This is a genomic window from Psychrobacter sp. YGAH215, from assembly GCF_007280595.1.
Classification (GTDB): domain Bacteria; phylum Pseudomonadota; class Gammaproteobacteria; order Pseudomonadales; family Moraxellaceae; genus Psychrobacter; species Psychrobacter faecalis.
The window spans coordinates 19124-34170 of sequence record NZ_VKLR01000028.1; the positions used below are offsets into that span (position 1 = coordinate 19124).

Below are 15047 nucleotides of genomic sequence, written 5' to 3' on the forward strand. Positions count from 1 at the left end.
TGACTTATATGACAAATTTAACCACCTTTCTTACTCCTAACAAACCCCTAAAATCCGCCTCTTTAACCATCATTGCTATCAGCTCTGTACTCATGCTTAGCGCCTGCCAGCAAAAGCCCGATTACAACAATCTTAGCGGCGAGACCATGGGCACCAGCTACCACATCAGTTATCAATTGCCCAAAGGCGCTGATGAAGCTGCCATACAAGCAGCAATTGATAAGCGCTTGCAAGATATAAACGACAGCATGTCGACCTATCAAGCCGACTCTACTATTTCTAAATTTAACCAATTAGGCAAAGATACGCCGATTGCTATCGACGCCGATTTTAGCCATGTGTTGCAAGCCTCAAGGCAAGTTTATGAGCTATCGGGCGGCGCTTTTGACCCAACGGTAATGCCTTTGATAGAAACTTGGGGCTTTGGCAGTACCATGACGGTTGAGCGCTTACAAAGTCCGCCAACGGCGCTTGAGATTGCGCAAGCAAAAGCTTTGGTCGATTTTGACAGTGTCATTCAAAAAGATGACAGCATTTATAAAACCAAAGACGGCGTTGGCCTTGATTTTTCGGCGGTGGCTAAAGGTTATGGCGTCGACGTCATTGCCGATGTGCTTAAGAACACTTATCAAATTCGCAACTATATGGTTGAGATTGGCGGCGAAGTGGCGACCTCGGGCGTCAGCGCGCAGCAGCAGCCGTGGCAAATCGCTATTGATGCACCCATTGAGGGCAGTACGGTAAGTACTCGGCAAGCAATGGCGGTGATTCGCCAACCTATCAATAACGGCGCTAGCATGGCGCTTGCTACTTCTGGAAACTATCGCAACTCCGTCGTTTTCGACGGTAAGCACTATAGCCATACCATTGACCCAACCACAGGTGAGCCAATCGTAGGCGGTGCGCCATCAGTAACGGTCGCTGCAGAAACGGTGGCGCTGGCGGATGCGTGGGCAACGGCCTTGACCGCCATGCCTTATGAAAAAGCGCTGGCTATGGCGAAAGAGCACAATATCGCAGCTTTATTTGTGATTTTGGCAAAAGGTGTTGCAGCAGACACGGCGACCGACAGCGTTGATGATTGGCAAGTGGTCGAAACGCCGGCGATGAAAACCTTACGCGCCGATAAAAAGTCTTAGTATCAAACGTCTAGACTGTAATAACCTGCTAAGCACAAACGGGCGAGGCAAATTTTTGCTATACTATAAGTAAGTCATTGCTTAGATGGCTGCTTCATATTTTAAACGAGAGGTTATCTCTATGCTTAACCAATTGCTTCCCATGCTTGCTGTTACCTTTACCGTCTTTATGCTGTTTTTTATCTTTATGGGCATCGGTTATATGGTCAAAAAAAAGCCGCTTAGAGGCTCGTGCGGTGGTGTGGCAAAGTTGATGGGTGACGAGTTTTGCTCATTTTGTGGTAACGACCCCAATAAATGCGATTCGCTGGTTGACCAGCAGCAAGAAACCGCGCTAAAGGCTGCGCAATTAGGCAAGTCGGTATAAACCTGCTATTTGTTACCATACGTTGGTAGTATTTAGCCGCCCTCTATTCTTATAATAGCGTCGAGTCCTTTGCAATTAACCTTGCAAACTAACGATGACTGACGCTATTTTTGCTTTAGCGTTTATATAAAAGCCTTTTTATCATAAGCGCTATCAGCAGAGCCAAAACTTCACTATTCATATACTAACTTTACCCTGATAAATGGGGTAGCAAGTTCATATGACTTGCTTTCTGCAAGTGTTTTTATACTCTATATTCTAATATGTGGTCTTGAGCGCCGTCTTATCGACGGGCCTTGGGGTTATTTATAAGTGCTGCTGAGTCAGTGCTTATAAATGACGTGTCCTTTTTTTATTTTAATAGTCGTGCTGCTATGTCTACCTCTCCTAATTTGCAATCTGATATACCGTCCCAGTCTCAACCAGATGCGCCAGCAAACCTAAAGCTGCCCTCATCGCGCTTTATTTTTTGGCTGGTGCTATGTGCTATGGTTTTATTGGCGTCCAATATGCGCGCGCCGATTGTGGCGCTGGGTTCTATTGCACCGGTGGTACAAGGGGCGCTTGATATCTCCGAAACCCAAATTGGTTGGCTTGGTGCGGTGCCGATGCTGACCTTTGCGCTTGGGGCTTTTATTTCGCCTACGATTGGGAAGCGTTTTGGGCTTGAAAATACGCTGATCACGATGATTGCGTTATTAACCGCAGGTATGGTTATTCGTAGCATTATTCCGACGTGGATTGGCTTTTTGAGCGGCACCTTACTATTGACATTGGCAATTGGCTTTGCCAATACCCTTGCTGCTCCGGTGATTAAGCAGCGCACACCGAACCATATTCCGCTGATTACTGGTTTCTTTAGTCTTACCATGACCGTCTCGGCAGGGATTGTCGCAGGCGTAGTTTTGCCGTTATCTGAGCAATTTGGCTGGCAATGGGCGCTGGGTGGCTGGTCGATTTTAGGCTTGTTTGCCTTAATCATTTGGGTAGTGCTACGGCTGCGTTTGGGTTCATCAAATCATCAGCCCATCAAACCGCTTGCGGCAGGCGAGAAAGCGCCATCGCACATTTCGATGTGGCGCACGCCGTTTGCTTGGCAAATTGCGGTATTTATGGGCTTACAGTCCTTGCTTTTTTATACCGTTGCCAGTTTCTTACCGTCGATTTGGCTAAGTAAAGGGCTGTCAGCAGTGAGTGCTGGACAAATGGGCTCTGTCTTCCAATTTATGGCACCGGTCGCTATTTTAAGCTTGACTTGGCTTGTCAACCGCGGGCGCCCTATACAAGCGCTTGCCATCTTTGCGGCAACGCTAAATGTACTCGGCGTCTTAGGTCTCACTTACCTATCTGCCGATTATGCATGGCTATGGTCAGGACTAATGGGCATGGGCTGCTCGGCGATTTTCACCTTAAGTATGATGCTGTTTTCGATGCGTACTTATACCGCCAATCAATCAAGTGAGCTGTCGGGCATGGCGCAAGCCATTGGTTATTTGATTGCGTTTTTTGGTCCACTTGGCACCGGTTGGTTGCACGAAGCAACGAACAACTGGGATTTGCCTTTATTTATTATGCTGATATTGATGATTATCAACGTGGGTTTTGCTTGGCTGGTCAGCCGCCCAGTCATGGTCGATGGTAAAAAGATTTAATTTACCTCAAACCTCAATTAACTTTTGTACCATATTGCTGCTTATTAGATTCTGCTAGACTGACTTTATTGTATTTAGGACAGCAGAATCATGATAAATATACTCTTCCGCCTACCGCAGCGTTTGCTCACAGTCGCTGCCTTGAGCCTCGCAATCGCCATTAGCGGTTGTCAACAACAGCCTGACACTAAAACGGCTGATAACACTCAAAATAATAATTCGGCCGTCAATACGACAATGGCTGAACCTCAAACACCAGAATCTACTCCATCTAAGCATTCAGCTGAGCAGCAAGCACCTTTAACCATCTTGGCACTGGGTGACTCGTTAACTGAAGGGCTTGGCGTTGACAATGATGCCAATTATCCGGCGCAGCTAGAAGCTCGCTTACAAGAGCTTGGCTATAAGGACGTCAAAGTAATCAATTCAGGCTTGAGTGGTGAAACCAGTACCGGGCTCGTCAATCGACTCGATTGGGTGTTGCAGACCAAACCTGATATCACCATTTTGACCATTGGTGCCAATGACGCCATGCGCGGTATCGATGTGGCAACGGTAGAAGCCAATATTCGCACCGCTATTAAACGCCTTCAAGATGGCGGAAGCGAAGTTATCTTGGGTGGTATGCAGATTTATGACAATCTTGGCGCTGACTATGTAGAGTCGTTCGCCGCGATATACCCAAGGGTGGCAAAAGATATGAATGTGACGCTGATTCCATTCTTTTTAGACGGTGTGGGCGGTGATGCAGAATTAAACCAAGCCGATGCCATTCATCCAACCAAGGAAGGCTATACTATTATCGTTAACGACAATATTTTGCCAATTCTGCAACCTGAAATCGAAAAGCTAGAAGCAGCCTATACCGATACGGCAACGAAACCTAGCACGCCTACTGAGACTAGCCAATGACCGCTACAGCCAATAACAAAGCGCTACTTACCGCCTCCAAGCTGAATAAAACCGTCCAAGTCGGAGAGCAATCATTATCCATTATTAAAGACGTCGATATCAATGTGAATGCGGGCGAGTTTGTGGTCATCATGGGTAAATCCGGCTCGGGCAAATCGACTTTGCTCGGATTACTAGCAGCGTTAGATTATCCTGATAGTGGCTCGGTTGAGTTGGCAGGGCAAATGTTAAGCAGCCTTGATGAAGATACGCTGGCGGTCATTCGCCAACGTGAGATGGGATTTGTCTTTCAATCGTTTCATCTATTACCGACATTAACTGTTGCTGAAAATATTGCCTTTCCGCTTGATATTGCCCGCCGTCCGAATAAAGCACGCGTCAATGAATTGATTGCAGCGGTTGATTTAGGGCATCGGCGTGATAGCTTACCTAACCAATTATCAGGTGGAGAACAGCAACGAACAGCAGTTGCCCGTGCGTTGGTATCGCAGCCAAAAATCGTCTTTGCCGATGAACCAACCGGTAACTTAGATGAACAAAATGCCAAGCAAGTGATGCAGCTGTTATTAGATTTACGCCAGCAAGTTGGCTCGGCACTGGTGGTCGTCACCCACGATGCCGCACTAGCGGAGATGGCAGATCGTGTCATTACCATGCATGACGGTATGATAGATGGATCAAAAATCAATGGATAACATGGATAATGAGTCGACTGATTCGCGTGGCATCATAAGCCAACTATTTAATCGTCTGTTAATTTCAAAAAACTTGGGCGCGCAAGCCTTAAGTCGTAGCTGGTGGCAGCGCTGGATATACCCCGTCTTATTCTTAATCACGCTAGTTCTTTCGCTTGCCACTTACCTGACTTTAGATTCTATCCAGCAATCGGTTGATACTTATATCAATGATAATCAGCGCGCGCTCGTTGGCGGCGATTTGATTTTAAACAGTAAGCAAGATTGGCCAAGCGAGATATTAGCACAAGTAGAGACGGTCGCTGATACGCAAATCGTTTATGACTATCAGTTTAGTGCGATGGTGGTGACCGATGAGCAAACTTTACTTGCCAGCGTTAAAGCGGTTTCGCCAGCTTATCCATTATATGGAGAAGCCGAGCTTGCTTCGGGGCAACCATTATGGCAGCAATTAAGCGCTGCTAATGTCGTCGTCGCGCCTGAAGTACTAAACAGCTTAAACGCCAGTGTCGGTGACCAAATCACCATTGGTGATGCTGAGTTTATTATTAGCGACGTGCTGACCAAAGAGCCTGACCGTCCACTGACTGCCTTTGGTTTTGGTGGGCGGGTTTTGATGCATCAGGATGCGCTCGCGGCGACCAATTTATTAGGACAGCGTAGCCGTATTAACTATCGTATTGAGTTGGCCGGCGCGCCTGAATTAATGGCCGTGCAGCGAGATAAGCTGACGCAAATACTCAATAATTATCCTGATATTGAGCTCTCTGATGCCAAGTCAGCAGATACCTCTGTCTCGCGTATCTCTGACAACGTTTTAATGTTTTTAAAGCTGCTCGTCATTGCCGTATTGTTATTATCAGCCGTTGCGATGTACGGTGTCATTACCGCTTTTGTGACCAAGCAGCAGTCTAGTAATGCCATTCGCTTGGCATTAGGTGAGCCGCTTAAATCCTTAAAACGCAGCTACTATCAGCTATTGATTGTTACTACTATCATCGCCTGTGTGGCCGCGGTTATCGTGAGTTTTGGCTTACTTAAAGTCGGCCAGCCGTATCTGATTGCTATCTTGCCAGCGGATGTTGGTTTAGCTATTAACCCAATTAGCGCCATTAAAACCATTATTATCGCGCTAGTGCTGACCTTGCTGATTGCTCAGCGTGGTTTAAGCACGTTAAGTAGCACCAAGCCTGCGACTTTGCTTAATCAAGGTGCAAGCACAAACTCGCAAAATCTGCCTTGGTATCGGAGTCTGCCGTTACTTTGGTATGGATTGATGCTAGTTGGTCTCTATGTGTTTTTCGCTTATGAAGTCAATTCTCTGTTACTAGGTGCGCAGCTGTTAATAGGCTTAACTGCCTTCGTAGCGATATTTTGGCTATTGGCTCGCGGTTGGTTATGGCTGCTGACTAAGTTTGCCAAGCATTCTAATATCAGCTGGATGCAGCGTATTGCTATCCATAACCTTGCCCGTAAAGGCAATCAGTCAGCATTATTTTTTGTCACTTTATCGCTGTCAGTGGCGGTTTTAACTTTGATTACCACGCTCAATCATAGTATCAATGCCCAGTTTATTAATGCCTATCCTGAAGATGCGCCCAATTTATTTTTACTCGATATTCAAAGCGACCAGCATGACGAGATTAATAATATTATTGCTGCCCCTGTCAGCTATTATCCTGTCATTCGTGCGCGTGTCGTCACGGCTAATAATATACCCGTACAAGATATCGAGCCTGCTGACGGCTTTGATGACCCGGCGCGGGTCTTTAATTTGAGCTACGCCGATACGGTGATGGACACTGAATTCATCACTGATGCGGTAGAAAACGACAAGCTTTATGCCCCTATTAAGACTTCAGATAACGACCCAGCACAAACCGTTGCGCCCTTATCGATTTTGGATACGGCAGCCAGCTTGCTAAACGTCGGTATGGGTGATCAGGTGCGCTTTAATATCCAAGGGATTGAGATTGTCGGGCAAATCACCAGTATCCGCTCGCGCTATGAGAAAGGACCCAGTCCCTATTTTTACTTTTTATTTGAGCCTGAAGTGTTAGCAGCTGCGCCGCAAATCCAATTTGCCACCGCCCATGTCGCAGCGGATGATATTCCAAAGCTCCAAGGTCAGTTAGTACGCGAGTTTCCTGCGGTAACGACCATCGACGGCACAGCAATCGCGCAGCAAGTCCAAGAATTGGTCGTACAAATGAGCCGCTTGGTTTACGTCTTCACCTTACTGGCATTGTTAACAGGCATCATGGTTTTGATTAGCTCGCTACTGTCTACTTCGCAAGACCGCATGAAAGACAGCGCCTCATTTAGGCTGCTCGGTATGCAAAAGCGCGACCTCTATATGCTCAATACCTTAGAGCTTGGCATACTTGGCATTAGTGCCGCCTTATTTGCGGTCATTATCGCTAATATCGGTGCATGGGCTGCTATTACCCAATGGTTTAATCTGCGCTTTAGTGTGCCGTGGACAAGTTTGGGTATGGGCGGTGTGGCGTTAATTGGTTTGCTGTTTGCCATTGCCATTATTTATGTGAGGTTGGTGATTGGACGCGGGATTATGGCGCGGGTTCGGGCGATGATTTAGGGGTGAAAAAATTTCTAGCATTGCAAAGTCCCTAAACAGGGGCTTTTTGATACGATATTATTTGCAAGTCTAAGTTTGAAGATAAATTAAACAAAGCACTGTTTCGGTATAACATAAGAGAGAATTTCTTAATTCTTGAGCCTTTCCTAAAAACTGTGTAACTATCATTTAGATTGTAGAAATACTCACACGAAATTTAGGAAAGGCTCAGCTTTGTTGCCGATTACAACCATTTGGTTAGCTCTACCAGTCCAGCAGCTCAAGACCCTAAGATGTGGGAGTTTGAAATGATTAACCGTCTTAAAAAAGACCCTACACAGTTTAATAAACGTCCTATCAAAGAGTACCTTGAATATTAGGCCATATAAGTCTGTTTGGTTTTCTAGTGAAGACTTGAATGGTGGTAACTATCTTATGGCTTTTGTAAACTTATGTTCGTTTATTATGTTAAAATCTATGTCTTAGCGATATTTAGGACGATACTATGGCAGCTTATATCACCGTAGGCGCGACGACAACTCATGGCGGCAAGGTGATTAGCGGCTCACCATACACGACTCACAACGGTATTCCCATATCGCGTAAAGGCGATAAAGTGATCTGTAAAAAATGTAAAAAGGTGACGACTATTTTGACAGGGGACGCCTCGTTTATTGTCGATGGTGCACCTATTGCTCGCGCAGGAGATGTGACCAGCTGCGGTGCTAAGCTCATTGCGGTTCAGCAGTCGTTCTGTGAATCTGATTTTGAGGTGATGGGCGTTGAGCAGCCAGCGCCTATACAATTCCCTAAGTCTGATCCAGAATCAGTATTCTCTAGCTTTGCAGCGCCTAAAGACAACCAACCATCAGAGTCTGATAACAACGATCGAGATATCTTATTTGTCAGCTTTACGCCTTTTGATAATGAGGATGATGCAGCTGAGGGTACTCTTGTAGCAGGTAATACTTATGCTGGTGAACCTAACGAAGGAGGGGGAGGTATTGATAGACCAGCATACATATCTGGTACGGCTGGTACTCCTGAAGAGCTTCGTTATCAGGCAGAACTTGAAGCTATGTATATAAACGTTGGTGGTGACGAAACAAAATTTCGTGAAGGCGTCAAAAAAATTGCAGCAAGAGATATGCTCGCTTTTGATATATTGACACTACCAGCAGGATTCGCGGTTAAATCTGCTCAAGCAGCTGTCAAAGCTGGACAGTATGTCATCAGGAGTAAGTTTTCATTCCCTATGAAAAGAGTAGTAGACTCAGCTAAGATAAAGAGAGCTGAGAACTATAAAAAATTTAGTCCTAACTGGTCGAAAGGAAGTTTAAAAGACAGTCATGAAAAATTTACACCAAATGCAGAAGGTGTTCTTAGTAAAGATGGTGTAAAGACAAGATATACAAGCGATAGTCATACTATTATTAAGGATAATGAAAATAATTATTTTAGAATATACGACAATACGCAAAAACAGTATGTTTCACCAAATGGTAAACCTCCTCCTACAGGTGGATTGAAAGGGAAGGAAGCCAAAGATCATATGCAAAAGCAAACACATTTAAGGAATACAGACTAATGAGTTATGAACCTAATTACCGCTTTTTTTGCCTACCTGTTGACGTTAATATAGATGATTACGTTGAAACAATAGATTGGGGAAATGATAATTTAGAAGCTGATACCGTATTACCCCTTACTACTGATGAAGTCGAGTATTATCATGCGCAAGGGTTATGGCACACGATCTCTGAACAGACTGGTGAACTACTAGAACCAAGCGAAGACGACTCTATACATGATATTGAAACGATTGAAAAGGTATATGATGCTTTTTTAAATATGGACACACCGAAGGATAAAAATATTGAAAAGATGATTTATATCTTGAAATATGCAATTGACCATAATAGAGATCTATTTATACATATTTGATGCTTGCATATAATTTAAAACGTCGGTAGCAAACATGTCGGAGGATGAATAGATTAAGAACAAGAAGTACTCCATTTTTATTTAAATTTCAGGTCACAAGTTAGCCAAAAACCATAGGGCGTTAACGGCCATGCCCTATATCTTTGCTTTGTTGTCGCTATAATTCTGCTTAAAGTTTACCAACTGTCAACCATCCTAATCATTGGGTAGTCTGGACTGACCAGCTACGTAATAGTGACAGTAGTTCCATAAGAAGTGATGTAAAACCCTCTGATGCTATCAAGCTAAAATTATTTACATGGGGAGAAATCGCTAGACCTCTTAAGTCAGACTTAACTTTTTCAGAGTTTCAAAAATATCATTTTCAAGCAATTGTGGTCGGAAAAATAAAATGATAAGAAATTATATAGAGCCCATCCCGAATTCTGTGTAACTGCCATTTAGATTAAATGCTTACTGATACGATCATCAAACATAATCATAAAGCGATTTAAAGCAGACGTCCAGTTACGGATTGGCATCGACCACCTTGACGATGCCTGCTGGGTTGCCAGATATACTACCTTGAATGCTGCCTGATCAGAGGGAAACACCTTACGCTTATTCACCGCCGTTCGAATCACACTGTTTAGCGACTCTATCGCATTGGTGGTATAGATGGCTTTTCTGATATCTTTCGGATACTCAAAGAACACCGTTAAGCCCTCCCAGTTATTGCGCCAAGACTTGATGACATGCGGGTACTCTTTGCCCCATACTTCATCAAAGTGTTCAAGATTGGCCTCTGCCATCTCAAGCGTATCAGCACCGTAGATGGCCTTTAAATCAGCTGCTACGGCCTTCTTGTCCGTCCAAGGTACGAACTTCATCGAATAGCGCACCATATGAACAATGCAAAGCTGGACCTGAGCGTTTGGATAAACCGTATTGATGGCATCAGGAAAGCCCTTTAGACCGTCGACACAAGCGATTAGGATATCTTGTACCCCGCGGTTTTGTAGCTCAGTGAGAACACCAAGCCAGAATTTAGCGCCCTCGTTCTCTGATAGCCACATGCCAAGCAGCTCTTTTTTACCATCAAGAGCAACGCCTAAGGCCAGATAGATAGCTTTGTTGATGATCTGCTTGTCCTGACGAACTTTGACGACAATGCAGTCTAAGTAGACGATAGGATAAACACTGCTCAGTGGCCGGTTCTGCCAAGCGGTGATGTCATCCAAGATGTTGTCAGTGACTCTGGAAACCAAGCTGCTTGAGATGTCGACGTCGTAGATGTCCTTGATGGTTTCGACAATCTCAGTAGTGGTTTGACCTTTGGCGTATGAGCGAGGATCAGCAAGTGTCTGGGAGACACTTGCCCGAAGCGCAAGACGTAAGGCTATGCCTGTAGTGAAATATGATTTTATCATCAAGGCCACTAATACGACTTTGATGCTTACTGACGAGTGTAGGTTCAAAGCTGCTGTCACGGTCTCTTGGGGTGGATATCTCAAGATCGCCTGTGTCGCTACGGACGGTTTTTTTAGTGTGCCCATTGCGCTTGTTTGGCTTATTCGCCTTTTCATGCTTGGGATAGCCGAGATGGTCTTCCATCTCAGCTTCAAGGGCAGTGTCGATAAAGGATTGCATGAGCTGCTTTTGAAAGTCTTTGATGTCATCGAAGCTTTTCATGCTACCAGCCATTTGCTCAGCCAGCTTTTTAATGTCAGATTGGTTAGTCATTGCTTATTCTCCTGTTAGTGGATTATAAGCAGTTACACAGAGTTTGGGAAAGGCTCGAATTATGTCCATTAGCGACTACCCTCTACTTTTTAGCATGAATTTTGTCCATTACACCAAAAAACTTAATTTATTTTTTTCTAAAGCCTCATGAATTATAAAATATAAGTCTTGAGCCTCATTTTCAATTAAGTAACTTTCAATATCTAGTAAGTCCATACTAATAATTCCTTACTTGCGCTTACTAATCTCATCAGTCAGCAACTCATAAGCATACTCAAACCATTCCTTTTCGGTATTGTAACCTTCTAATAATGGATCAAAATCAAAGTTATTATCTTGAAAAATTTTTTCTGACAAGTCATTTTCTAATACAACTTTAATATCACTGATTACATTATTTACAATTTCTAAGTTTTCTTTTTTAGCGAAAAAAACTAGCACTTCCTTTTCTTGAGAAAACTCAGACTGCCAATCTTGATAAAAGTAACACTCCATAATATATTTGAACGCGTTAAGCATTATGTTTCCTACGGTTATTGTGATGGATATGAAGTAATAATTACAAATCCTTTTGGCGCTCCAGGGTCTTTGTCAATTACCAAACGTACCTTTTGCGAGTTGGTACTCTGTTTTGATCCTTTACTGATTACTCGACCAACGTTATATCCTAGAGATTGTGGTAATACTAGACGATTAGGACCTGAAGAAGATTGCAACCATTCGTTAACCTTGGTTTGATTTAATCTAAGAGTATCTCTTATAGCACGTTCTGCAGTATAAAGATCCGAAAATGTAGAAGTTGCTTTAAGTTTTGGTTCAGCTGAAAGCCTCGCAATGAGCCTTTCCCAAACTCTGTGCAACTGCTTATAATTCAATAACAGGAGAATAAGCAATGACCACTCAATCTGACATTAAAAAACTGGCTGAGCAAATGGCTAGCAGCATGACCAGCTTAAAAGTTTGAGAAAAAGGTGTGTTATTTAAAGTCTTATCTACTACAGCTCCATAGCTATACTGAAAGTTATTTAACCTGCGCTGTTTCTAATAAACTGCCATCTTTATCGAATAAGCAGTCGACGATAATGAGCGGAGCCGCATCCAAACTATCTTCAGCGTAGTAATGTGTTATGACTTCAAAGTTACCATTATTTAATCGTCTGTAGTCTGTGTTTTTTCGTTTAATGTCCATAGACTTAAAGCCTTTAAGCATGGGCTGTACTGCTTTCTGGCACTTCGTTAGCAATGCAATCTTTGATGTTTTTTGAGCTTGTTCGAGTTCAGTATTTCTTTTTTTATCAAATGGGTTACTGCCATTTTGAATCCAAATATAAAATGCTGCAAATGTAATAATAGATAGTCCTGTCAGTGTCTCTTTTTTCATAATATGACTCGTTTAGCAATAATAGAATAAGATATTTACTAACATACAAGCATAGCTCAGTTATTCTTAAGGAGCATGTTAAAACAATAATTAACCGTTGAAAGCAATGGGTAAATGTTACTCCCGCTCTGGTTAAAACAGCTTAGTATATAAAATAGGGCTTAATGAAACATGGATACCTTAAATATCGTGTATCTCGTAGGAGCAGTATTAATTTTCGCCAGTATCATGGCAAGTACGTTATCGGCGCGTTTGGGTGTTCCACTTTTGCTATTGTTTTTAGTCGTCGGGATGCTTGCTGGTGAAGAAGGTATCTTGGGTATTGAATTTTCTCAATATGCGATAGCCAATTTTGTCGGACAAGCAGCCCTAGCCTGTATTTTGTTAGATGGCGGGTTGCGCACCTCTGTTAAATCATTCCGAGTTGGCTTAAAACCAGCCATCACACTGGCTACTTGGGGCGTACTTGCGACAGTCATGATACTGGGTGTATTCGTCACATGGCTGCTGGATGTCGATTGGCGCTTTGGCTTATTACTGGCAGCAATCGTGGGTTCAACCGATGCGGCAGCGGTGTTTTCACTGCTGCGTAATGGCGGTGTTAAATTAAATGATCGTGTCCAAGCCACGCTTGAATTAGAGTCGGGCGCCAACGACCCTTTAGCGATTCTGTTAGTCACTGGATTGATTGCTCTAAATGTTGATCCTGCCGGACAGACAGCGCTAGGCTTCTTAGGCCTACTATTACAACAGCTTAGTTTTGGTTTAGGAATGGGCTTGTTCTTTGGTTATTTCCTATCTCGATTATTACCTAAGATACATTTGGCAGAAGGTATGTATGCCATTTTAATAATGTCGGCGGGTTTAGCAGTGTTTTCTGCCACTAACTTACTGGGCGGTAGTGGCTTTTTAGCCGTCTTTGTCACGGGTATTCTGATTGGCAACCATAAGGTACGCTCAACTGAGCATGTCATGCGCGTGATGGACAGCTTTGCGTGGTTGTCGCAAGCGGTGTTATTTGTGGTATTGGGCCTATTGGTCACGCCATCGAACGTTCTTGAAGTTTGGCCTTATTCAGTGGCCATTGCTGCCTTTATGATTTTAGTGGCTCGTCCTATTGCAGTCTATACCAGTGTTTTACCTTTTAAGTTTAAAAACAAAGAGATCGGTTTCATCTCTTGGGTTGGCTTACGCGGTGCGGTACCCATTACCCTTGCCATGTTGCCAGTGATTGCAGGGGTGGACAATGCCTTTATGCTATTTGATATTGCTTTTGGGGTGGTAGTTTTATCATTAGTATTACAAGGGACGACCATTCCTTTTATGGCCAATCTGTTTAAAGTGCGTATTCCTAACAATAAGGGCCCAAAAGAAGAGCATGAAGTGTGGGTGTCAGATAGAGCAAGTATTACGTTGTATGAATTTGAAGTAAAGTTAGGCGCGTTTGCAATTGGTCGTCATCCGAAGGATATATCTACGCGTATCAGCCCTGAAGGAATCCATGTTTTTGCCTTGGTGCGTGGTCAGCAAATCTTGGCAATTAATGAAAAGACTAAGCTCAAATTTGGCGATAGCGTATGGTATGCCATGAGTGGCGATTATGCCGATCAGATTGCGACTGTTTTTAATGACACTACGTTAGACCGTAGAGCCATCGATGATTTTTATGGCGATTGGATGCTATCGCCGAGTGTCAAACTTAAAGATGTGCCTTTCTTTACCGATAGGATGAAATTCGAATCTCTAGAAGATACCCTGAACACGAAAAATATGTGGGAACAAACGGTTGCTGAATACATTAAGGATAGCTTAAAGATGGCACCCGTAGCAGGCGATACGGTTGTGATTAATAAGGAGTGGTTATTAGTCATTAAAGAAGTTGATGACCAAGGAAGACTGAGAACGATTGGCCTAAAACAACTAGAGGGGTCAGCGGTGGCATAGTTTCTATCATTATTAGACATAACATGGACTAGTAGCCAAAAGGCAACCATTTAAGACAATTAATAGTCCTGTTAACATTGTCCATTTTAGGTAACTCATTAGCTCAAATTATGGTTTGTTTTACTGGTATCGCTAGGGTATACCCAAAATAGCAAAATTTTATTTAATCAGTGTCTTACGCTTAGAATTATTATTAAAATATAAGGTGTTTTTAATCGCCAAAGCATAAAAAATACAGTGACAATTCTACATAGAAGATTTTTCAAAAATACTTTATATTCTATTAAAAATCACATAGGAAAGTGGCTCACGATAGCCACTTTTTTTATGCCTCATACTTTTAGTAGATACACTTATAGTGAGAGAAAAGTAATATCAATACATCACGCACTGCTGATATCAATTTTTCTTGCTTGCTGTGCCTGCGCAGACAGAGGCTACGAAAAATTGATATCAGCAATACCGTAGCGTTTTTAGGGTATTTTGACTATAGCTTTACGCAACCAGACAGGATATGTCATGAGACATTTTTATTTAGACTTTATCTTCACCGCCATTGCATTAGCGATCGCGGCATGGTGGGGATATTCACATGGCGGTATAGGCGGTATGATAACCACCTTATCTATTACCGCTATTTTGGCCGTCATGGAAATATCATTATCGTTCGATAATGCGGTGGTCAATGCCTCAGTCCTCAAAGGCTGGGATGA

Annotated in this window: 12 protein-coding genes and 2 pseudogenes; 10 read left to right on the forward strand and 4 right to left on the reverse strand. The window is 43.3% G+C overall.

Annotated elements, in window-relative coordinates; genetic code table 11:
* Nucleotides 1-8 precede the first annotated feature (8 nt).
* The 8 genes from FOR85_RS11020 (at nucleotide 9) to FOR85_RS11065 (ending at nucleotide 9287) form a co-directional block, all read left to right on the forward strand.
* The gene (locus FOR85_RS11020) at nucleotides 9-1139 is read left to right on the forward strand and encodes an FAD:protein FMN transferase (protein WP_223808612.1); all 1131 of its coding nucleotides are present in this window, start codon (nucleotides 9-11) and stop codon (nucleotides 1137-1139) included.
* A 121-nt stretch (nucleotides 1140-1260) separates the two neighbouring features.
* Nucleotides 1261-1506 carry a (Na+)-NQR maturation NqrM gene (nqrM, locus tag FOR85_RS11025; protein ID WP_144297948.1) on the forward strand — a complete coding sequence of 82 codons (246 nt, stop codon included), beginning with the start codon at nucleotides 1261-1263 and terminating at the stop codon, nucleotides 1504-1506.
* 374 nt (nucleotides 1507-1880) lie between these two features.
* Nucleotides 1881-3158: a CynX/NimT family MFS transporter gene (locus FOR85_RS11030; RefSeq protein WP_144297949.1), complete on the forward strand. Its 1278-nt coding sequence runs from the start codon at nucleotides 1881-1883 to the stop codon at nucleotides 3156-3158.
* A gap of 90 nt (nucleotides 3159-3248) precedes the next feature.
* The gene (locus FOR85_RS11035) at nucleotides 3249-4070 is read left to right on the forward strand and encodes an arylesterase (RefSeq protein ID WP_144297950.1); all 822 of its coding nucleotides are present in this window, start codon (nucleotides 3249-3251) and stop codon (nucleotides 4068-4070) included.
* Entirely contained in the window at nucleotides 4067-4765 is a 699-nt protein-coding gene (locus tag FOR85_RS11040; RefSeq protein ID WP_144297951.1) for an ABC transporter ATP-binding protein, read from the forward strand. The genes FOR85_RS11035 and FOR85_RS11040 overlap by 4 nt, the downstream gene beginning before the upstream one ends.
* Nucleotides 4743-7364: an FtsX-like permease family protein gene (locus tag FOR85_RS11045; protein WP_223808613.1), complete on the forward strand. Its 2622-nt coding sequence runs from the start codon at nucleotides 4743-4745 to the stop codon at nucleotides 7362-7364. The genes FOR85_RS11040 and FOR85_RS11045 overlap by 23 nt, the downstream gene beginning before the upstream one ends.
* Nucleotides 7365-7848: 484 nt before the next feature.
* A complete protein-coding gene (locus tag FOR85_RS12815; protein ID WP_223808614.1) occupies nucleotides 7849-8931 on the forward strand; it encodes a PAAR domain-containing protein in 1083 nt (360 codons plus the stop codon).
* On the forward strand, nucleotides 8931-9287 hold the full coding sequence (locus FOR85_RS11065; protein WP_144297952.1) for a DMP12 family DNA mimic protein: 357 nt from the start codon (nucleotides 8931-8933) through the stop codon (nucleotides 9285-9287). Before FOR85_RS12815 ends, FOR85_RS11065 begins: the two co-directional genes overlap by 1 nt.
* 440 nt (nucleotides 9288-9727) lie before the next feature.
* On the opposite strand, the pseudogene FOR85_RS11070 reads toward FOR85_RS11065, so the two are convergent.
* From FOR85_RS11070 to FOR85_RS11080, 4 genes and pseudogenes are all read right to left on the reverse strand, one after another.
* Nucleotides 9728-11009: pseudogene (locus FOR85_RS11070) on the reverse strand (IS256 family transposase).
* 228 nt (nucleotides 11010-11237) lie between these two features.
* A complete protein-coding gene (locus FOR85_RS11075) occupies nucleotides 11238-11528 on the reverse strand; it encodes a contact-dependent growth inhibition system immunity protein (RefSeq protein WP_068408792.1) in 291 nt (96 codons plus the stop codon).
* Between the two features lie 14 nt (nucleotides 11529-11542).
* Nucleotides 11543-11902 (reverse strand): RNase A-like domain-containing protein, encoded by a 360-nt coding sequence (locus tag FOR85_RS12975; RefSeq protein ID WP_190295549.1) that lies wholly within the window; start codon nucleotides 11900-11902, stop codon nucleotides 11543-11545.
* 128 nt (nucleotides 11903-12030) lie between these two features.
* On the reverse strand, nucleotides 12031-12390 hold the full coding sequence (locus FOR85_RS11080; RefSeq protein WP_144297953.1) for a hypothetical protein: 360 nt from the start codon (nucleotides 12388-12390) through the stop codon (nucleotides 12031-12033).
* A 171-nt stretch (nucleotides 12391-12561) separates the two neighbouring features.
* Between FOR85_RS11080 and FOR85_RS11085 the strand changes: the two genes are divergently transcribed.
* Nucleotides 12562-14334, forward strand: a complete 1773-nt coding sequence (locus tag FOR85_RS11085) for a potassium/proton antiporter (RefSeq protein ID WP_144297954.1) — start codon at nucleotides 12562-12564, stop codon at nucleotides 14332-14334.
* 519 nt (nucleotides 14335-14853) lie between these two features.
* Nucleotides 14854-15047, forward strand: a pseudogene (locus FOR85_RS11090) (hypothetical protein); the annotation flags it as partial.